The organism is Rhizobium sp. WW22, assembly GCF_047041135.1.
Lineage (GTDB): Bacteria > Pseudomonadota > Alphaproteobacteria > Rhizobiales > Rhizobiaceae > Rhizobium.
Genome location: NZ_CP178198.1, coordinates 1,219,347 through 1,239,478, shown reverse-complemented (window position 1 = coordinate 1,239,478; position 20,132 = coordinate 1,219,347). Strand labels below are relative to the sequence as shown.

Here is a 20,132-nt window from a genome sequence, read left to right as displayed (position 1 = left end):
TTTTTTCATAGGCCGCCGGTTCAATGACGGTTATCGGCGTTACGCGAGGATATCGCGGACTGTCTTCTCCTGATTGCCGCCTGGCAATTTGTAGCGTGAGCAAGCCCTGTAGCGCTTCGCAAAAAACGCGATATATTCTTTATAGCCGCGAATAATGCGGAATTCACGAGACGTCGAGGGAAGCGGGCCGTGAAAAAAAGCGACAGGATCATCGGCGGGCTCGCACTCTTAAGCGCCGCCATCATCGTCATAAAACTGGCCGGAGCAATGTATGGCCACGATCTCATTCAGATGGCGGTCGATGCTACAAGGCCCGTAGGCGCCGGCGGCTGGTCAACGACGGCGAACTGAGCATAAGGCGGGCTGATCGCGCGTGATCAGCAGCACGCTATCTGATCGGAAAATGGCGACCCCTGCAGGATTCGAACCTGCGACCACATGCTTAGAAGGCAAGTGCTCTATCCAGCTGAGCTAAGGGGCCGTAAGGCCTGGCCGCACCTTAAGTGCGGCGGGCAACACATGCCTGAAACCGCCGCCAAACTCAATGGGCGGCGTTCAATAAGTGCCTGGCTTCAGTGAGTCCAGGGCTGGATGCGGTTGAAGCGGAAGTTGTCGGAATAAGACAACGTCTGCCGGATAGGATCCTTCGGCGGGACGACGCGGTAATCGATGCCGTTGCGCTTGGCATAGTCTTCCGCCTGCTCCTGCGTCTCGAAGGTCAGCTTGAGCTGCTGGCGCATATCGCCCGAGGACGTATAGCCCATGATCGGATCGATCTTGCGCGGCGTTTCCTGATCGAACTCCAGAACCCAGATATTGGTTTTGGCCTTGCCGGATTGCATGGCGGTTTTTGCAGGACGATAAATCTTGGCAGGCATTGCTGCAGCGCCTCCGAATCAAGCGGGAATGACCCGCCTTCTTGCTTCTCTTGCCTTGGCGCGATCCCTTGCAGGTCACGCGAACACGACTTTTGCTTAGCCGCGAATCCCTTTGTTTTCAAGCGAAAAGGCAGCCCCTACCAGGACGAATTCAACGACTTCTATGAGGGGATATTAAATGGTCGGAGTGGAGAGATTCGAACTCCCGACCCTCTGGTCCCAAACCAGATGCGCTACCAGACTGCGCTACACTCCGTACCGTCAGCATGACCCAAACGAGATCATGAGTTGATTTCCGCCGAACGCTTGATCCTGCGGAACGAGTGGGGAGATACACGGTTCACCTCCCCGCTGCAACAGGTAAAATCTCGGCCGGCACATCTTCCCCGATGAAAATTTACTTGCTGAGCTTTCTTGAAATGGTGGCACTCGTCACCGTATCGCCAACGGCAAGGCCGAGTTTGCGAACAATGCCGGCGTTCAGCTCGATGACATAGGCAACCGGCCCACCGGAGCTGATGATCGCTTCGGAATAGGGCACGGCGTTTTCCTGGATATGAGTGACGACACCGTTTTGATCCAGAAACAGCATATCGAGCGGCAACTTGGTGTTCTTCATCCACATCATGACGGGCCGCGACGTGCCGAAATCGAACAGCATGCCATGATCGGCCGGCATGCTGTCGCGATACATCAGGCCGAGTTCGAGCTGTGGCGGCGTCAGGGCCAGTTCCACGCTAAATTTATGCGTCTGGCCCTTGGGCGATGCGATTGAAAGCGGTTCCGAATCGAAAGCCATCGACTGCCGGCCCACAGTTTGTCCCGCAAAGGACACCGGGATTACGGCCCCAACGAGAAAAAGCGCCAAAATGGCGCTTTTCAAAATTCCGGAAAAACCAGCTTTGCTCATATCAGTGCGGCCGTGTCACCGGGCTCGGCGCATCCGGGTGGATTTCGGCCGCCATCAGGCCTTTCTCGCCCGGTCCGAAGCGAACGAGCACCACCTGCCCCGGCCGAAGCTCGGCGAGACCGAAGCGGCGCAGCGTTTCCATGTGCACGAAGATATCCTCCGTGCCCTCGCCGCGCGTCAGGAAGCCGAAGCCCTTGGTGCGGTTGAACCACTTGACCAGCGCACGCTCCAGTCCACTCGTCGCTGTCACCTGTACGTGTGTACGGACAGGCGGCATCTGCGAGGGATGTACCGCCGTCGATTGATCCATGGAGAGGATCTTGAAGGCCTGGTAGCCGCGCTCGCGGCGCTGAATCAGCGCAACAATACGAGTTCCTTCGAGAATCGTCTGATAACCGTCACGGCGCAGACACGTCACATGCAGCAATACGTCCTGCATGCCATTGTCAGGCACGATAAAACCGAAGCCCTTGGCGACATCGAACCACTTGACGACGCCTGAGATTTCGATGAGCTCGACGGTATCGCCGGACATCTCCTCGAAGTCGACAACTCCCTTCGATGAAATTCTGTCACCCATCCTAGTCAGCCCTCGATTACGCGTCACACTGTTACGGTTAACTGATTCCCTGATATCAAGATTAACATCTTGGTAACGGAAAAGCGCAAGTCCTAGTTTTCGTTTATTCCCACCCTAAGATTATTGCTCCAAGACTTGCGCGAAGCTGGTGCCGCGATCGAAGATCCGTCCAGCTCAACATTAAGAGAGGAAATAGAATGCGTTATCTCCATACGATGGTCCGCGTCACCGATCTCGACGCCTCGTTGCATTTTTATAGCACCCTATTCGGGCTTGTCGAAACCCGCCGCTACGAAAACGAGAAAGGTCGCTATACGCTCGTTTTCCTTGCGGCCGACGAGGATGCCGAATCATCCCGCAGCAACGGCGCCCCCAGCCTGGAACTGACCTATAACTGGGACCCGGAAGAATATAGCGGAGGACGCAATTTCGGCCACCTCGCCTACGAGGTCGATGATATCTATGCGACCTGCCAGAAGCTGATGGACAACGGCATCACGATCAACCGCCCGCCCCGCGATGGTCACATGGCTTTCGTGCGCTCTCCGGACGGCATTTCGATCGAGATCCTGCAGAAGGGCGCCAATCTTCCCTCGACCGAGCCCTGGGCTTCCATGGCCAATACCGGCTCCTGGTAAGGCCCAAGCTTTCGCGAGGCTTACGGCACGCGCGGAGCCATCCGTTTCGCGCTTGCCGCCCATGCCCATCCTCCGGCATGCTTGGACGACTCGAAGCATCATGCATCGGATATCGCGCGGTCATCGTTCCCAGTCGGCGCGTGCGATATCATCGTCCCTCGCAGGAGGCCGTTCCGATGCAAACCTTTTGCAGGGAACGTCCTATGTGCGATCAGCAGATTTTATACGGCAGGAAGAAGCTAGCAAGCACAATTGCCGTTCTTGCCTCATTTGTGATGATTGCGGGCTGCGCGACCAAGGGTCAAAAGCCGACCGAGACATCAGACATTGCGCCCGCTGTTCAACCGACGGCAGCCGAACAACTCGCGACCGATATGAACAATAAGGCCGACGCCCGACGACGCAACGCCGACCTCGCCTATCGCGACCCGCTGGTGCATAGCGTCAACGGCACGCGCCACCAGATCGTCGCGCAGCAGAATCAGGCGCTCTATCCGGCGCCTGTGGAAACTCCCCCCGAGGGGCAAACCGGTATTGCGGGCATGGTCACGCAGCCGACCGGCGTCAATGCGAGCAGAAGCAGCATCTTTTCCGCACCGCCGCCCATTGCCGTCAATCCGGATGGGACGCTTGCCAAGGCCGGAGCCGACGGAGCCCAGCCCATTACGCCGATGATGCGCAGTGTCTACAGCGCGCCCCCGTCAGCAATGCCGACAGCGGCACCACCGGCGATGGATGCCGCCGCACCGAACGCTCGCACCTCGGCAGAGATGCTGCCGCCGCCCGTCATCCGCAATGCAACCTCGCCGGCTGCGGGTTCGCCACAGCCGATTGCCCAGGTAACGGCGTCCGGAGCGGCAGCAACGCCGAGCCCGAATGTCCATGAATTGAACGGCAGACAAGCGGCCGCCCTCGCGCAATTCATCGCCTCGAAGAACCAGCCGCAGAACGGCAAGCTGCTGGTGCAGCCGCTGCAAAGCGCGACCGGGCAATAAAGAGCCTACGTTTCAAAGGATTCTTCACTGTCACTGGCAAGAGCCTGTTAAGGCTTGCTTATTCAGCGTCGGCGGCAGTTTCACTCATCTGTCATTTTTTCCACAAAAAAGCAAAATTGCCGCTTGCGGGAATGAAATCACCCCGCTATAAGCGCGCCACACAACAGCTGAACGCGCCCTTCGTCTATCGGTTAGGACGACAGATTTTCATTCTGTAAAGAGGGGTTCGACTCCCCTAGGGCGTGCCACTGTTGTTCTTCCCCACGGCCAATCATTTTAGCTACCGCTTGCGGACGCAATAGACTATTCCTATTTACACCGCGCAGCATGCGCCCTTCGTCTATCGGTTAGGACGACAGATTCTCATTCTGTAAAGAGGGGTTCGACTCCCCTAGGGCGTACCAATCGCGTGGCTCGATGTTTTCCACAAGCACCTCGAAAATCTTCGCCTAGTCATGGATTTTTCTGAGATTTTTCTCGATTTTCCGCTTGCGGGAATGAAAGGTGCTGACTATAAGGGCGCCACAGCACGCGCCCTTCGTCTATCGGTTAGGACGACAGATTTTCATTCTGTAAAGAGGGGTTCGACTCCCCTAGGGCGTGCCACTGCCTCTTCCCCTTAAATTGATGCTTTTGCTCGCTAAACACTGTTATGCAGACGCGTATCTGGCGTGATCTGCGTTACGGAGCCTTCGCCGCATCCGTGACCCGCAGCTGCACGCGGCGGCTGCCCTGCCAGTGATCGGCGCCGAGCGTGCCGGCGACGTGGATCTGCGCGCCGCGCGACGACATCAGCAGCTCACCCAAGGGGGTCTCGGCCGCACGGAAGGCGATGCCATCCACTCGGCCGCCGTCCTGCGCCTCCAGCGTGATCTTGATGTGCGACTGGCCGACAAGACGAGAATCGCGCAGGCGGTGGCTCGGAAGGGCGAAGACGGGCTGTGGATGGCCCGAGCCATAGGGACCGGCTGTCTCCAGCCTATCGATCAGCTCCACGGTCGCGCCGCTTGCGCCGAGCGCACCGTCGATCTTCAACGTTTCGTTGGCAACGAGCCCTGCTACCTGTTTCTCCGCCTTCTCCGTGAAGAAGGCGCGCAGCTTTCCGAGATTGCTTCGCTCCACCGTCAGGCCGGCCGCCATTGCATGGCCGCCGCCCTTGACCAGCAGACCGGCATCGACGGCTGCGCGCACCATGCGACCCATGTCGAAGCCGTTGATGGATCGGCCGGAGCCTGTGCCCTTTCCCATCGGATCAAAGGCGATAGCAAAGGCCGGCCGGCGGAACTTGTCCTTCAATCGTGAGGCAATCAGACCGACGATACCCGGATGCCAGTTCTCGCGCGCTGTGATGATGACGGAGGCGCCATCGCCATTGCCATATTCCGCCAGCGCCTCGGCCTCCGCCTCCTGCAGCATGGCGGCTTCCATGGCCTGTCTCTCGCGATTGAGCTCGTCGAGCTTCGCAGCGATCGTGTCGGCTTCGCCCCCATCGGCCAGCGTCAGCAGGCGTGCACCAAGAGCGGCATCGCCGATACGGCCGCCGGCATTAATGCGCGGACCAATCAGGAAGCCGAAATGATAGGGCGTGACGGGACCATTGAGGCCCGCCTTGCGAAAGAGCGCTGCGAGCCCGAGATTGCCCTGATGGCGGGCAGCGATCAGCCCTTTGACGACATAGGCGCGGTTCAAGCCCTTCAGCGGCACGACATCGCAGACGGTCGCGAGCGCGACGATATCGAGCCAGGCAAGCAGGTCAATGGATCGCACGCGGGAATCACCCGCCTCGCGCAGCAGCCGCAGCGCCGCGACAAGAACCATAAAAACCACCCCGGCGGCGCAGAGATGCCCCTGCCCCGACAAATCATCCTCGCGGTTCGGATTGACCAGCGCATGGCATGGAGGCAGCTCATGCGCCACCTGGTGGTGATCGATGACGACGACATCGATATTGCGCGCCCTCGCCGCATCAAGCGATTCGAAGCTGGTGGAGCCGCAATCGACGGTCACGATCAGCGTCGCGCCATTATCGATAAGCTGATTGATGGCTGTGGGATTGGGGCCGTAGCCTTCGAAAATGCGATCGGGAATATAGATGCTGGCCGGCACGCCGAAATGGGTGAGGAAGCGATAGAGCAGCGCCGAGGAGGCAGCGCCGTCGACATCATAGTCACCGAAAATCGCAACGGTCTCGCCCTTACTGATCGCAAGCAGGAGGCGTCGCGCGGCCTTTTCGCAATCGGTCAATAGATGTGGATCCGGCATCAGGCCGCGGATGGTCGGATCGAGGAAGGCCATGGCTTCGTCCTGCCCGACGCCGCGGCCGGCAAGCACGCGGGCAATCAGTTCCGGCAGGCCGTGCGTCTGCGCGATGGCGAGCGCCCTGTTCTGGCCGGCCTGGTCGAGTCGGGACACCCAGCGATTGCCTGATATCGAGCGCTCGACACCTAGAAATGCCCGCTGAACTGGATCGACCGGTTGCTCCACCATCTCTCCCGGAATTTGAAAGCCGCGCCTCTTTGAGGCACGCCGCCGCTGATCAGACTATTCTTTCGGCCGCTCGATGCGGATGACCTGCGGCTCGCCGACGAGATAACCCTCGTTCTTGATCGAGGCAACCGCCTTACGCACCGAATCCTCCGTCGTCGCATGGGTGACGAGGATGATTGTCTGGTGATCGGAAGGTGCCAGATGCTGCTTCGAGCGCTGGACGATCGATTCGAGCGAAATATGGTTTTCCGCCATGCGGGTCGCCACGCTAGCGAAGACGCCGGTACGGTCGAGAACGGTGAGGCGGATGAAATAGCCGCCTTCATGGCTCTGCATCTGCGCCTTGCGGTAGGCCTCCAGCGCCTTGGCTGGATGACCAAGCACAGGTACGCGCTGCTCGCCCGGGCGGCTCTTGGCGATATCGGCGATGTCACCGAGGACGGACGAGGCCGTCGCATTGCCGCCGGCGCCGGGGCCGACCATCAGCAATTCGCCAAGGATATCGGATTCGATCGCCACGGCATTGGTGACCCCATCGACTTGGGCGATGACCGAATCGAGCGGCACCATGGTCGGATGCACGCGCTGCTCGATGCCGCTTTCGGTGCGCTGGGCGACGCCGAGCAGCTTGATGCGGTAGCCGAGATCGGCGGCGGCGCGGATATCCTCGATGGAAACGTTGGTGATGCCCTCAAGGTAGATGTCGTCGGCCGCGATGCGATTGCCGAAGGCGAGCGTCGTCAGGATGGCGAGCTTGTGAGCCGTGTCATTGCCTTCGATATCGAAGGCCGGATCGGCCTCCGCATAACCCAGACGCTGGGCTTCCTTTAAGCAATCAGCAAAGGACAGGCCTTCTTTCTCCATCCGGGTGAGGATGTAATTGCAGGTGCCGTTCATGATGCCGTAGACGCGCGAAATCGTATTGCCCGTCAGGGATTCGCGCAGCGCCTTGATGACCGGAATGCCCCCGGCAACGGCCGCTTCGAAATTCAGCAAAGCGCCCTTCTCTTCGGCGATCTGCGCGAGTTCCACACCGTGATAGGCAAGCAGCGCCTTGTTGGCGGTGACGACATGCAGGCCGCGTGCAAGCGCCGCGCGCACCGCTGCGTTGGCCGCGCCCTCGGAACCGCCGATCAGCTCGACGAAAACGTCGATATCGGCCTTCTGTGCCAGATCGACCGGACCGCCGAACCATTCGATGCCCGTTAGGTCGATGCCGCGATCCCGCGTGCGATCGCGCGCCGTGACGGCGACGATCTTGACGGGACGACCGCAGGTAACGGCAAGCTCGTTAGCGCGGCTCTGGATGATGCGGACGAGCGAGGCACCAACGGTACCCAAGCCCGCAATGCCGATTTTGAGGGCATCTGCCATGGAAAATTCCTGATCAGTATTGGGACGGCAGCCGCGGAAACGGCTGCCGCACGATATTATGAACGGTGAGCGTTCAGCGAAATGACATTGTGCATCGTCTCGTCCGCGGTGGAGAGGAAGCGCTTTAGATTGCGCGCCGCCTGACGGATGCGATGCTCGTTTTCAACAAGCGCTATGCGCACGTAATCGTCGCCCTGCTCGCCAAAGCCGATGCCCGGAGCGACCGCAATGTCAGCCTTCTCGACCAGAAGCTTGGAGAATTCCAGCGAGCCAAGATGACGGAATTTTTCCGGGATCTTCGCCCAGGCAAACATCGTCGCCGCCGGCGGCGGCACGTCGAAGCCCGCTTTGCCGAAGCTGTCGACCAGAACGTCGCGACGGCGCTTGTAGATGTTGCGCACTTCGGCAATATCGGAGCCATCGCCGTTCAGCGCATGCGTCGCCGCCACCTGGATCGGTGTGAAGGCGCCGTAATCGAGGTAAGATTTTACACGCGTCAGCGCCGCAATCAGCCGCTCGTTGCCGACGGCAAAGCCCATACGCCAGCCGGGCATGGAGAAGGTCTTCGACATTGAGGTGAATTCGACCGTTACGTCGATGGCGCCAGGAACCTCCAGCACCGACGGCGGCGGCGCATCGTCGAAGTAGATTTCCGAATAGGCGAGATCTGAAAGCACGATGATGTCGTGCTTCTTCGCGAAAGCGACGACTTCCTTGTAGAAATCGAGCGTCGCGACATAGGCCGTCGGGTTTGACGGGTAATTCAAAATCAGAGCCAGTGGCTTCGGGATCGAGTGGCGCACGGCCCGTTCCAGCGGCGGGAAGAAGCTATCGTCCGGCTCGACCGGGATCGAACGGATGACGCCGCCGGCCATCAGGAAACCGAAGGCGTGGATCGGATAGGTCGGGTTCGGGCAGAGGATGACGTCGCCCGGCGCCGTGATCGCCTGCGCCATGTTGGCGAAGCCTTCCTTGGAGCCGAGGGTGGCGACCACCTGCGTATCCGGATTGAGCTTCACGCCGAAACGGCGGGCATAATAGGCGGCCTGCGCACGGCGAAGGCCCGGAATGCCCTTGGAGGAGGAATAGCGATGCGTGCGCGGGTCCTGAACCACTTCGCACAGCTTGTCGACAATCGCCTTGGGGGTTGGAAGATCTGGATTGCCCATGCCGAGGTCGATAATGTCCGCCCCGCCCGCTCGCGCGCTCGCTTTCAAACGATTGACCTGTTCGAAAACGTAGGGCGGCAAACGCCGGACTTTATGAAACTCTTCCATTTCTTTCCCCATGGGACAGCGGCCCTCAAAACCGCGCTGAAGTTCGTTGATCTCCCGGCCAGCCGCGATACGAACTTGGGACTCGCGGCGCCGTATTCATGCTATCTCGAAAGATAAGGTGAATCTTGGGCGCTTATGCACGCAAAATGCAATCCGCCGGTCAGATACATCCAAATTCGGCCTATCCGAACGCTTTGCGGCCAAATCGCCTGAAACGCAAGGCTAATTCTGCGTCTGTGCCGGCGGCGTGCCGCCCTCTTTTTGAATTTCCTGCAGCGTATCCTGGCCATGTTCGGCAGCGAGCTTGCGCATTTCGGCAACACGCCTCTGGTACTCGGCCTCGGAGATCGTGCCAGCCTTACGCTGCGATCCAAGTGCCGTCAGCTGCTTGACCAGATCGCCAGCCTGCTGATCGTTGATCTGGACGTTTGCAGCGGTCGGCGGCGCATTGAAGGAAGGATAGCCGTCCTTGTAATATTGCTGCGTGCTGGTTTCCACCACCGGCGTGCCCCTGGCGGGCTTTACGATGACAGCCTGAGGCGGCTGCTTGCGCTTGGCGAAGGCCGCCTTTTCCTCGGGCGTCGAGCAGCCCGCGAGCGTCAATGCGAGAATTCCGCACATTGCACCGCAGAGTACGGAATACCGGTTCAGTCTTGCCACCATGCCGCCGCCCATAATTGTCTTCCTGCGCTATTCCTTGCTGTGGGTTGCGACTGTTAAATTTGTCGCAGCAGCAAAGCAAGAGCAGGGTTGCGTTTCATTCGACTTGTATTCCTTTTCCCGCAAGATGTACAAATGGAAAACAAGACACGAGCTGCCGCCGGGAGGATGAGCGTGACCGACAGCAAGCGGGACAAGAATGAAGGTAATGGCGGCTTTCCCGGCTTTGATCCAAAGTCAGTCGAGCCTTACATCGTAAGGGATCCCGAAGCGATGGCCGTCAACTTTGCCCGTGCGCTGGAAAATCTCGGCAAGGCGGCCTCAGCCTGGCTTGCGCCACGCGAGCGCGGCGAGAAGGTCGATACGGTTGCCGATCCCTTCACCGACATGGTCAAGACACTCTCCAAGGTCGGAGAGTACTGGCTTTCCGATCCCCGCCGCACACTGGAGGCGCAGACTCATCTGCTTTCCGGCTATTTCGGCCTGTGGACGAAGACCATGCAGCGCCTCAGCGGCGATTCGTCAGCCGAAGCCGAACCAGTGAAGGACAGGCGCTTTGCCGATGAGGACTGGCAGACGAATCCTTTCTTCGACTTCCTGAAGCAGACTTATCTTCTGACATCGAACTGGGCTGAAAAGCTGGTCGGAGATGCGGAAGGACTGGATGAACACACACGTCACAAGGCGGCGTTCTACACGAAGCAGATCACTGCCGCCTTCTCGCCGACCAATTTCATCGCGACGAATCCGCAGGTCTACCGCGAAACCATCGCCTCCAATGCCGAGAATCTCGTGCGCGGCATGAAGATGCTGGCGGAGGATATCAGCCTCGGCCATGGCGAGCTGCGTCTGCGGCAAACGGACATGACGAAATTCGCTGTCGGCCGCGACATGGCGCTTACGCCAGGCAAGGTGATCGCGCAGAGCGATGTCTGCCAGGTGATCCAGTATGAGCCGGCGACGGACAAGGTATTGAAGCGGCCTCTGCTCATCTGCCCGCCCTGGATCAACAAATTCTACATTCTCGATCTCAACCCACAGAAATCCTTCATCAAATGGTGCGTGGAGCAGGGTCACACGGTCTTCGTCATCTCCTGGGTCAATCCCGATCAGCGGCATGCCGCCAAGGACTGGACCTCCTATGCCCGCGAAGGCATCGATTTCGCTTTGGAAACGATCGAGAAGGCGACGGGCGAGCAGGAGGTCAACGCCGTGGGCTATTGCGTCGGCGGCACGCTGCTCGCGGCGACGCTTGCCCTCCATGCCAAGGAAAAGAACAAGCGCATCCGAACGGTTACCTTCCTGACGACGCAGGTCGATTTCACCTTCGCTGGCGATCTGAAGGTTTTCGTCGACGAGGAGCAGATCGCAGCGCTCGAAGAGCAGATGAATGTGCTCGGCTATCTCGAAGGCTCGAAGATGGCGACGGCTTTCAACATGCTGCGCGCCTCCGAACTGATCTGGCCCTATTTCGTCAACAACTATCTGAAGGGGCAGGAACCCATGCCCTTCGATCTTCTATTCTGGAACGCCGATTCCACGCGCATGGCCGCGGCCAACCATTCATTTTACCTGCGCAACTGCTACCTCAACAATGCATTGAGCCAGGGCAAAATGGTGCTCGACGGCAAGACGCTGTCGCTGAAGGACGTTCGCATCCCCGTCTACAATCTGGCGACGCGCGAAGACCATATCGCGCCGGCCAAATCGGTCTTCGTCGGCAGCCAATGTTTCGGCGGTCCGGTGGAATTCGTGGTGACGGGCTCCGGTCACATTGCCGGCGTCGTCAATCCGCCCGACAAGCACAAATACCAGTTCTGGACAGGCGGCCCGTTGGGCGGCGACTATGAGGATTGGCTCGCGGAGGCAAAGGAGACGCCTGGTTCCTGGTGGCCGCATTGGCATGCCTGGATCCTCGAGCAAGATCATCGCATGACGGCTGCGCGCAAACCCGGCGGCAAGGCCCTCAATGCGCTGGAAGAAGCCCCCGGCAGCTACGTCCTGGAACGGGCGTAGGCAGTCGCCCGATTATGCAATTTCCTTCGCCTCTCGTCCCCGCTCGCCTGATTTCCCGCTACAAGCGCTTCCTCTTCGATGCCGAACTGGAGGACGGCACCTTCATCACCGGCTCCTGCCCCAATACCGGCTCGATGCTTGGTCTGACGGCGCCGGGCTCGCGAATCTGGCTCTCCGAGCACGAGGGCGCGAAGCGAAAATACCGTCATGTCTTCGAATTGATCGAAGCCGACGACACCACGGTCGGCGTCAACACCGCCATGCCAAATCGCATTGCGGTGGAAGCGATTGCGCTTGGGCAAGTCTCCGATCTCGGGGAGTACACGATGGTCAAACGCGAGCAGAATTACGGCCGCAACTCTCGCATCGACCTGCTCTTGACCGACCCTTTGCGGACAACCACCTATGTCGAGGTGAAGAACGTCCATTTCATGCGGCAGCCGGGTCTTGCAGAGTTCCCCGATACGGCGACGGCACGCGGCGCCAAGCATCTGGAAGAACTCGGCGACATGGCCGAGGCCGGCTACCGCGCCGTCATGTTGTTTGTGATCCAGCGCAATGATTGCCATCGCTTCCGCATCTGCGGTGATCTCGATCCGGTCTATGCCAAGGCCTACCATCGCGCTTTGGCGCGTGGGGTTGAAGTCTATGCGCTGAAATGCAGGGTTTCGCCGACGGAAATCGCGCCTGCCGGGTTGATCCCGATAGACGAACCCGGCATAGCTGCATTAGAACAGTTTAAGATCTCTATCGAAGGCTAGTCATGGTGAATTACATCGAAGCGGCAACGGCGCCGGCGAAGAATACGGGGGCCATCCGCATCTATGGAGAGGACGCCTTTGCCGGAATGCGCAAAGCGTGCCAACTGACCGCCCGCTGCCTCGATGAACTCGCCGCGATCGTCAGGCCCGGCGTGCCCACCGATGTCATCGACCGTTTCGTCTTCGAATTCGGCATGGATCACGGCGCTTATCCCGCGACGCTGAACTACCGCGGCTACATGAAATCCTCCTGCACGTCGATCAACCACGTCGTCTGCCATGGCATTCCCAATGACAAGCCGCTGCGCGACGGCGATATCGTCAATATCGACGTGACCTACGTGCTCGATGGCTGGCACGGCGATTCCAGCCGCATGTACCCCGTCGGCGAAATCAAGCGCTCGGCCGAACGCCTGCTGGAAGTCACCTATGAATCTCTGATGCGCGGCATTGCCGCCGTGCGTCCGGGTGCCCGTACCGGCGCGATCGGCGAAGCGATCCAGACCTATGCCGAGGGCGAACGCTGCTCGGTCGTGCGCGACTTCTGCGGCCATGGCGTCGGCAGCCTCTTTCATGACTCGCCGAATATCCTCCATTACGGCCGGGTCAATGACGGCCCGGAACTGCGCGAAGGCATGATCTTCACCATCGAGCCGATGATCAATCTCGGCAAGCCGCATGTGAAAGTACTCGGCGATGGCTGGACCGCCGTCACTCGCGACCGTTCGCTGTCAGCACAATACGAACATACGGTCGGCGTCACGGCCACGGGCTACGAAATCTTCACCCTGTCGCCCGGCGGCCTCGACCGCCCCGGCCTGCCGCCGCTGCAGGGATAATTCATGGCGAAACGGCCCGCTTCTTCCAACGGACATGGTGACATGCCCCTCGAAAGAGGCGGGAAGCCGGAGACTTTGGAAGAGGCTGCGCTGCTCGACGAGCGGCTGTTCTTCCCCCAACAGACTGTCAAGCCGGCCTCGCAGACCACAAAATCCGCGCCGCCCAATGTCGAAGCCCATTATCATGGTCACCGCGAACGGTTGCGCAATCGCTATCGCGACGGTGGCGACGCGGCGTTGGCCGATTACGAAATCCTCGAGCTGCTGCTCTTCCGGCTGATCCCGCGTCGCGACACGAAACCCATCGCCAAGGCCTTGCTCGCCCGCTTTGGCTCGCTCGGCGGCGTATTCGGCGCGCCGGTCGGCCTGTTGACCGAGGTCAGCGGCGTCGGCGATGCGGTCGCGCTCGACCTGAAGCTGGTCGCGAGCGTCGCACAGCGCATGCTGAAGAGCGAATTGACGGGCAAGCCGGTGCTCTCCTCCTGGAAGGCGCTCATCGATTATTGCCATGCCGCCATGGCGCATGAAGCCCGCGAGCAATTCCGCCTATTGTTTCTCGACAAGCGCAATGCCCTGATCGCCGACGAGGTGCAGGGCTTCGGCACCATCGATCATACGCCGGTCTACCCGCGCGAGGTCGTCAAACGCGCACTCGAACTCTCCGCCTCGGCGGTGATTCTAGTGCATAATCACCCATCCGGCGATCCGACACCCTCGCGCGCCGATATCGAGATGACCAAGACCATCATCGATACCGCCAAGCCCTTGGGCATCACCGTTCACGACCATGTTATCATTGGAAAAAACGGCCACGTCAGCTTCCGGGCATTGCGATTGATCTGAAATCGCCGAACGCTTCCTAAGATTTCTAGTTAAAAATGCTACACAAACTTTTGATATATTTATTATTTTTTAAATTAGCTGACGCTTCCGATTTTTCGAAGCGGCTGTGAATCGCCAATCCCCGTCAGTTACCATTTTTCAGTTCAGCGTCAGGATCATCTGGCAGAAGGATCGCGGCTATCGCAACGGCAGGCCTGCTGGCGGAAGCTGCTGTTTTGATTTGACCAATCCGCCTCGGTGGTCGACCCGGTCCGGAGATCGCATGCAGAAGACATCGCCGACACTTGCCTCTCGCCTTCGCCGTTTTGGCCGTGGCGCGTTCGTTGCCTCGATCGGTTTCGCGGCAATCGCCGGCGGCTTCTATGCTCACATGCTCTGGACGACGAATTTCCATCCGGTCATCGCCGGCGAGCTCTACCGCTCCTCGCAGCCCTCGGCCAGCAACATCGCCGAGTTTCAGAAGCAATACGGCATCAGGACCATTATCAACCTGCGCGGCGACAATAGCGGGCACCATTGGTATGATACCGAAGTCGCTCAGGCGAAAGCGCTCAACATCGACCATATCGATTTCCACATGTCTTCGGGCCGCGAACTGACGCAGGAGCAGGCGGCCCAACTCGTCGATATCATGCGAAATGCGCCGAAGCCGATCCTCATTCATTGCCAGGCCGGAGCCGACAGAACCGGCCTAGCCTCGGCACTTTACCTTGCCGCCATTGCCAAGACGAATGAGGCTACCGCGGAGGGCCAGATGTCGATCATCTATGGTCACCTGCCGTTCTCCTTCACCCGTGCCTATGCCATGGACCGTACCTTCGAGAAGCTGGAACCCTGGCTCGGCCTTTCGGCGTCCTGAGCGCCAAACTTCCCGTTAGATAATCTGTAACATTGAGCCGCTACCGGTTGACGGAGTGCATGTTGCATTGCGACATTGATTCCCTAGTCCAGTCATCCGAGGCTTCCCGATGGACCAATTCGATCTCCTAGTCGTGGGTAGCGGCCCTGCCGGCCGCAGAGGCGCTATCCAGGCCGCCAAACTCGGCAAAAAGGTGCTCGTCGTCGAGCAAGGCAAACGGGTCGGCGGCGTCTCGGTCCACACCGGCACCATCCCCTCCAAGACGCTACGCGAAACGGCGCTGAACCTTTCGGGTTGGCGCGAACGCGGCTTCTACGGCCGCGCCTATCGCGTCAAGCAGGAAATCAGCGCCGAAGATTTGCGCCGCCGCCTGCTGATCACTCTCGACCACGAGGTCGAGGTGCTTGAGCATCAGTTCGCCCGCAATCGCGTCCAGCATATTCGGGGCAAGGCGAGCTTCGTCGATCCGCAGACGATGCAGATCGTCAAGGATGATGGCGAGGTCGTTACCGTGTCCGCCGCCAGCATCCTGCTTGCAGTCGGCACCAAGCCTTTCCGTCCGGATTACATGCCGTTCGACGACAAGACGGTTCTCGACAGCGACGAACTCCTCGATATCCAGGATCTGCCGCGATCGATGGTCGTCATCGGCGCCGGCGTCATCGGCATCGAATACGCCACAATCTTCAGCGCGCTCGACACGCAGGTGACACTGATCGATCCGAAATCGACCATGCTCGATTTCATCGACAAGGAGATCGTCGAGGATTTCACCTATCAGCTGCGCGACCGCAACATGAAGCTGCTGCTCGGCCAGAAGGCCGAGAAAGTGGAGCGCCTGCCGAACGGCAAGGTGGAACTGACGCTCGACAACGGTCGCCGTCTGACCACCGACATGGTGCTCTTTGCCGCCGGCCGCATGGGTGCCACCGACACCCTTAATCTCCCCGCTGCCGGCCTCGAGGCCGATGCCCGTGGTCGCCTGAACGTCAATCCTGAAACCTTCGCAACCAAGGTCCCGCATATCTTTGCCGCCGGCGATGTCGTCGGCTTCCCGAGCCTTGCCTCCACGTCGATGGAACAGGGCCGCATTGCCGCGCGCGTCGCCGTCGGCGCGATCGCCAAGGAGCCGCCGAAATACTTTCCCTACGGCATTTATGCCGTGCCGGAGATTTCCACCTGCGGCCTCTCCGAGGAAGAGGTCAAGGACCGGCACATTCCCTATGAATGCGGTATCGCCCGCTTCCGCGAGACGTCGCGCGGCCACATCATGGGCCTCGATACCGGCCTCTTGAAGATGATCTTCTCGTTGAAGACACGCCGCCTGCTCGGCGTCCACATCGTTGGCGAAGGCGCCACCGAACTCGTGCACATCGGCCAGGCCGTGCTGAACCTCAAAGGCACCGTCGAATATTTCGTCGAAAACACCTTCAACTATCCGACGCTCGCCGAAGCCTACAAGATCGCCGGCCTCGACGCCTGGAACCGCATGGGCGACATCAAGTCGGAGATTTGATGCCACTGTGATGGCATCTGTGCGAATCCCGAGCAAGCTAGGCGTGCGGAAGGCTAGCGCCCTGGATGCTGAGGCGGAAGTCCGTCGGTGTCTGGCCGTTGATTTCCAGAAATGCGGCGTTGAACGCCGATAGCGATGCGTAGCCGACCGAGTATGCTGCCTCGGTGATAGTCATATCATTCGCTCCGAGAAGTTCCATAGCGCGAATGATGCGCAACCGGCGCAATGTCTGACGCCAGGTCATGCCCATCTCGTCCGAGAAACGCCGAGCAAGTGACCGCTCCGTCATTGCGACGTCGCGCGCAATCGAGGCGAAGTCCGGCGCTTCGGCCATCCGCTGTTCGGTCAGTCGCATCGCCGCAGCGACGCCACTCGAACGGGGCAGCGGCATGGCGGCATTGGACGGCGTAGCGGCGAGTTGGCTGACGACCGCCGCTAAGGTCGCGAAGAGTTGCCGCGCATAGGGATTGAGCGGCTTATTGACATCAGTCCAAACACGGCAAGCGAGGATTAATTCGCGCGCAAGAGGAGTCACATTGATGACCGTAAGAGCCTCTGCCGGAGCGGGAATGAATGTTTGAGCGAAGAGAGTTGAACAAGCCATTACCGCCTGCGGTAAGGTCACATGAATACTCCGACCCGCTTCAATAATGGCGGCCCGCGACGGGGGCAATGACCAGACCTTGCCCTCTGCCTCCAGACGCATCGTGCCGGCCGTACAGTAAAGCAGGTAGTGCCGGTCGAAACGCAATTCAGCACGGTCGGCTGGAGGAAACAGCCGGGAAACGCTGTAAGCTTCGGCTGCTTCGCCCATCAGTGTGCGCCTCAGGCGATCGTCTCAAGAGCTTCGGACATCATCCGTCGGCTAATCGGCGGCGCCTTCATCAATGGGCGCAGCACAAGGCCGAGCTGCTTAAACACTTCCGACGCCGTATAGGTGCGGAAATGCTCAACATCTCGCCATTCGTGCCAAATGCGAACCGCCCCGTCATCGACAGGGTCGATATAGGGACTAAATGCGAGGTTTCCTTCCATGGTGCGGATAACATCGCTATCTTGAAGCAGCCTTGCGATGACTGCGACGCGGCTTTCGGGTTCAACAGTAAAATCGACGATTGCGATGAACATTTGGCTATCTCCTTGCCTTTCACGCTCGGGAGGTTAGTCGAACATAGTGATTGATGGCTGCCGCGCATCGGTCAAATGTACGCGTCTAAAGGACAGAAACAATTCATATCCGGCCGGCACTAGGGGCTTCCGGTTGCGCATTTACGGAGCTTTGGGGAGGTACGCTCGGCAGCGACCGTGATACGTCTTTGCAAGCGAGCCATCATCGATCGTCTTCCTAAGACAGCAACGATAAATGCCAATATCGGGTCAATTCCTTTGGCCGCATTCAGCCGATAAGTCCCAGCCCCTCTCCTCCTGCGCGAGGAGAGAAAGTTTACCGCTTCATCACAAAAAAAGCCCCGCCGCGAACGGCAGGGCTCAAGTTCAGTCGGGAAGAGAACCGATTACTCGGCGCTGTCTTCAGCAGCCTTCTTCTTCGGAGCAGCCTTCTTCTTAGGAGCCGCAGCTTCTTCGCCTTCAGCGGCAGCTTCGGTTGCTTCAGCCTTGGCAGCAGCCTTCTTCTTCGGAGCTGCCTTCTTGGCAGCCGGCTTGTCTTCTTCTTCGTCGTCAGCCAGCAGCGCTTCCTTGGAAACGGTCTTGTCGGTGACGTTAACCTCGGTCAGCAGATGGTCGATGACCTTTTCTTCGAAGATCGGGGCGCGCAGGTTAGCGGAAGCGCCCGGCGTCTTGCGGAAGAATTCCAGGATTTCCTTTTCCTGGCCCGGGAACTGCTGGAGCTGCGCGTAAAGAGCACGCTGCAGTTCGTCTTCGCTGACTTCCACGCCGGCCTTCTCGCCGATTTCGGAGAGAACGAGACCAAGGCGAACGCGACGCTCAGCGAGCTTGCGGTATTCTTCGCGAGCCTTTTCTTCCGTGGTGTCTTCGTCTTCGAAGGTCTTGCCGGATTCGCTGAGGTCGGTTTCGATCTGGCGCCAGATGCTGGCGAATTCAGCGTCGACGAGCTTCTGCGGCGTGTCGAACTGGTACATTTCGTCGAGCTGGTCGAGGATCTGACGCTTGACCTTCTGGCGGGTGACCGAGCCGTACTGGCTTTCGATCTGGCCGCGAACGATTTCCTTCAGGCGGTCAGCCGATTCGAGGCCAAGCTTGGAAGCGAGTTCGTCGTTGATCTCGATTTCGCCGGGAGCTGCAACTTCCTTGACGTTGATGTCGAAGGTGGCTTCCTTGCCGGCGAGGTTCTTGGCCGGATAATCGGCCGGGAAGGTTACGGTGATGACCTTCTCATCGCCAGCCTTGAGGCCGACGAGCTGCTCTTCGAAGCCCGGGATGAAGCGGTTGGAGCCGAGAACGAGCTGTGCGTCTTCGTCCTTGCCGCCGTCGAAGGCAACGCCATCGACCTTGCCGAGATAATCGATGGTGACGCGGTCGCCGTTGGCGGCCTTGCCCTTCTTGGTTTCGTAGCTGCGGGCACTCTCAGCGATCTTGAGGATCTGTTCGGTTACTTCATCTTCGCCGATCTCGGCGACTTCGCGGGTGACCTTGATGCCGCTGACCGGCTTCAGTTCGATCGCCGGAATGACTTCGTAAGACAGCGTGAATTCGAAATCGGCCTCAGCGGAGAGGATCTTTTCTGCCTCGTCCTGGTCTTCCGTCATCGCGATTTCCGGCTGGGTGGCCGACTTTTCGCCGCGCTCGGTCAGGATCGCCGGCGGCTGGTCGCGAACGATTTCGTTGACGAGATCGGCCATGATCGACTTGCCGTAGACCTTCTTCAGGTGCGAGACCGGAACCTTGCCCGGACGAAAGCCGTTGATGCGGACCTTGTCCTTGACCTCGGCCAGGCGCTCGTTCATGCGCACTTCCATGTCCTTGGCCGGGATGACCACCTTGATTTCGCGCTTCAGCCCTTCAGCGAGCGTTTCGATAACCTGCATTGTCCTACCTTCATTCATGGCGGCCGTGCCCAGCCTGCCGTTCGTTTCGATGAGCACGACGCCGGAAAATCCCGAGCGTGGCTTGGATGCAATTCTCTTTCACCTTGCAAGAGCGCCGCGCATTCAAACAAACGCGCAAGAGGCAGCTCTATCCCGTCACGAGCCAAAACATCTTGTCCACTTTCCTCATCGAAAGCGGGATGCTTCGGGCAAGATGGCGCGTCCTGCGGCATTTGGAAGACAGGCTTGGTCAGCCTCCCCCCTATCCACAAGACAGTGTTGGTGCGGGTAGAGAGACTTGAACTCCCACGCCTTGCGGCACCAGAACCTAAATCTGGCGTGTCTACCAATTTCACCATACCCGCGTTCCCAAAACCGCATGGCGATGCCTGCCCATGGGGCCTTCCGGAGCGCGGCGTCTCTATATCACCCGTTTCAAACCACGCAAAGGAAAAATGACGGTTCCGCGACGACGCTTAAAGCTTATCGGAGCT

General features: G+C 59.3%; 19 protein-coding genes and 6 tRNA genes. 12 read left to right on the top strand and 13 right to left on the bottom strand.

Annotation, left to right across the window (positions count from 1 at the left end):
* Positions 1-189: 189 nt before the first annotated feature.
* Positions 190-351 (top strand): hypothetical protein, encoded by a 162-nt coding sequence (locus tag ACK83U_RS06240; protein WP_165915190.1) that lies wholly within the window; start codon positions 190-192, stop codon positions 349-351.
* A gap of 53 nt (positions 352-404) precedes the next feature.
* On the opposite strand, the gene ACK83U_RS06235 is transcribed toward ACK83U_RS06240, so the two are convergent.
* From ACK83U_RS06235 to ACK83U_RS06215, 5 genes are all read right to left on the bottom strand, one after another.
* Positions 405-481: transfer RNA gene (locus tag ACK83U_RS06235), tRNA-Arg, on the bottom strand.
* Positions 482-572: 91 nt separating this feature from the next.
* Positions 573-878: an ETC complex I subunit gene (locus ACK83U_RS06230; RefSeq protein ID WP_112338303.1), complete on the bottom strand. Its 306-nt coding sequence runs from the start codon at positions 876-878 to the stop codon at positions 573-575.
* A gap of 179 nt (positions 879-1,057) precedes the next feature.
* A tRNA-Pro gene (locus ACK83U_RS06225) sits at positions 1,058-1,134 on the bottom strand.
* A 141-nt stretch (positions 1,135-1,275) separates the two neighbouring features.
* On the bottom strand, positions 1,276-1,788 hold the full coding sequence (locus ACK83U_RS06220; RefSeq protein WP_112610187.1) for a DUF192 domain-containing protein: 513 nt from the start codon (positions 1,786-1,788) through the stop codon (positions 1,276-1,278).
* Position 1,789: 1 nt separating this feature from the next.
* The gene (locus ACK83U_RS06215) at positions 1,790-2,368 is read right to left on the bottom strand and encodes a cold-shock protein (RefSeq protein WP_015339721.1); all 579 of its coding nucleotides are present in this window, start codon (positions 2,366-2,368) and stop codon (positions 1,790-1,792) included.
* A 197-nt stretch (positions 2,369-2,565) separates the two neighbouring features.
* On the opposite strand from ACK83U_RS06215, the gene ACK83U_RS06210 reads away from it, so the two are divergent.
* From ACK83U_RS06210 to ACK83U_RS06190, 5 genes are all read left to right on the top strand, one after another.
* Positions 2,566-3,006, top strand: a complete 441-nt coding sequence (locus tag ACK83U_RS06210) for a VOC family protein (RefSeq protein ID WP_112610185.1) — start codon at positions 2,566-2,568, stop codon at positions 3,004-3,006.
* A 203-nt stretch (positions 3,007-3,209) separates the two neighbouring features.
* The gene (locus ACK83U_RS06205; protein ID WP_112610183.1) at positions 3,210-4,001 is read left to right on the top strand and encodes a hypothetical protein; all 792 of its coding nucleotides are present in this window, start codon (positions 3,210-3,212) and stop codon (positions 3,999-4,001) included.
* 173 nt (positions 4,002-4,174) lie between these two features.
* Positions 4,175-4,249, top strand: a tRNA-Glu gene (locus tag ACK83U_RS06200).
* An 81-nt stretch (positions 4,250-4,330) separates the two neighbouring features.
* A tRNA-Glu gene (locus tag ACK83U_RS06195) sits at positions 4,331-4,405 on the top strand.
* Positions 4,406-4,532: 127 nt separating this feature from the next.
* Positions 4,533-4,607, top strand: a tRNA-Glu gene (locus ACK83U_RS06190).
* Positions 4,608-4,682: 75 nt separating this feature from the next.
* Here the strand turns inward: ACK83U_RS06190 and recJ are convergent.
* The 4 genes from recJ to ACK83U_RS06170 form a co-directional block, all read right to left on the bottom strand.
* Positions 4,683-6,488, bottom strand: a complete 1,806-nt coding sequence (gene recJ / locus ACK83U_RS06185; RefSeq protein WP_412474806.1) for a single-stranded-DNA-specific exonuclease RecJ — start codon at positions 6,486-6,488, stop codon at positions 4,683-4,685.
* Positions 6,489-6,542: 54 nt separating this feature from the next.
* Positions 6,543-7,862, bottom strand: a complete 1,320-nt coding sequence (locus tag ACK83U_RS06180; RefSeq protein WP_112610181.1) for a homoserine dehydrogenase — start codon at positions 7,860-7,862, stop codon at positions 6,543-6,545.
* A 56-nt stretch (positions 7,863-7,918) separates the two neighbouring features.
* Positions 7,919-9,139 (bottom strand): LL-diaminopimelate aminotransferase, encoded by a 1,221-nt coding sequence (locus tag ACK83U_RS06175; protein ID WP_095434780.1) that lies wholly within the window; start codon positions 9,137-9,139, stop codon positions 7,919-7,921.
* 222 nt (positions 9,140-9,361) lie between these two features.
* Positions 9,362-9,814: a hypothetical protein gene (locus ACK83U_RS06170; RefSeq protein ID WP_112338298.1), complete on the bottom strand. Its 453-nt coding sequence runs from the start codon at positions 9,812-9,814 to the stop codon at positions 9,362-9,364.
* 159 nt (positions 9,815-9,973) lie between these two features.
* Between ACK83U_RS06170 and ACK83U_RS06165 the strand changes: the two genes are divergently transcribed.
* From ACK83U_RS06165 to sthA, 6 genes are all read left to right on the top strand, one after another.
* A complete protein-coding gene (locus tag ACK83U_RS06165; RefSeq protein WP_112610343.1) occupies positions 9,974-11,815 on the top strand; it encodes a class I poly(R)-hydroxyalkanoic acid synthase in 1,842 nt (613 codons plus the stop codon).
* A gap of 14 nt (positions 11,816-11,829) precedes the next feature.
* Complete coding sequence (gene sfsA / locus ACK83U_RS06160; protein WP_112610179.1) at positions 11,830-12,576, top strand: DNA/RNA nuclease SfsA; 747 nt, start codon at positions 11,830-11,832, stop codon at positions 12,574-12,576.
* Positions 12,577-12,578: 2 nt separating this feature from the next.
* A complete protein-coding gene (gene map, locus ACK83U_RS06155) occupies positions 12,579-13,415 on the top strand; it encodes a type I methionyl aminopeptidase (RefSeq protein WP_112610177.1) in 837 nt (278 codons plus the stop codon).
* Between the two features lie 42 nt (positions 13,416-13,457).
* Positions 13,458-14,258, top strand: a complete 801-nt coding sequence (gene radC / locus ACK83U_RS06150) for a RadC family protein (protein ID WP_412474805.1) — start codon at positions 13,458-13,460, stop codon at positions 14,256-14,258.
* A gap of 262 nt (positions 14,259-14,520) precedes the next feature.
* Positions 14,521-15,117, top strand: a complete 597-nt coding sequence (locus ACK83U_RS06145; protein ID WP_112401101.1) for a dual specificity protein phosphatase family protein — start codon at positions 14,521-14,523, stop codon at positions 15,115-15,117.
* A gap of 109 nt (positions 15,118-15,226) precedes the next feature.
* Positions 15,227-16,633, top strand: a complete 1,407-nt coding sequence (sthA, locus tag ACK83U_RS06140; protein WP_112610173.1) for a Si-specific NAD(P)(+) transhydrogenase — start codon at positions 15,227-15,229, stop codon at positions 16,631-16,633.
* Between the two features lie 37 nt (positions 16,634-16,670).
* On the opposite strand, the gene ACK83U_RS06135 is transcribed toward sthA, so the two are convergent.
* From ACK83U_RS06135 to ACK83U_RS06120, 4 genes are all read right to left on the bottom strand, one after another.
* Positions 16,671-17,447: a helix-turn-helix transcriptional regulator gene (locus tag ACK83U_RS06135; RefSeq protein WP_112610171.1), complete on the bottom strand. Its 777-nt coding sequence runs from the start codon at positions 17,445-17,447 to the stop codon at positions 16,671-16,673.
* A gap of 11 nt (positions 17,448-17,458) precedes the next feature.
* The gene (locus ACK83U_RS06130) at positions 17,459-17,761 is read right to left on the bottom strand and encodes a putative quinol monooxygenase (RefSeq protein WP_112610169.1); all 303 of its coding nucleotides are present in this window, start codon (positions 17,759-17,761) and stop codon (positions 17,459-17,461) included.
* A 386-nt stretch (positions 17,762-18,147) separates the two neighbouring features.
* Positions 18,148-19,638, bottom strand: coding sequence for a trigger factor (gene tig, locus ACK83U_RS06125; protein ID WP_112610341.1), 1,491 nt, complete (start codon positions 19,636-19,638; stop codon positions 18,148-18,150).
* A gap of 280 nt (positions 19,639-19,918) precedes the next feature.
* A tRNA-Leu gene (locus tag ACK83U_RS06120) sits at positions 19,919-20,003 on the bottom strand.
* Positions 20,004-20,132: the final 129 nt, after the last annotated feature.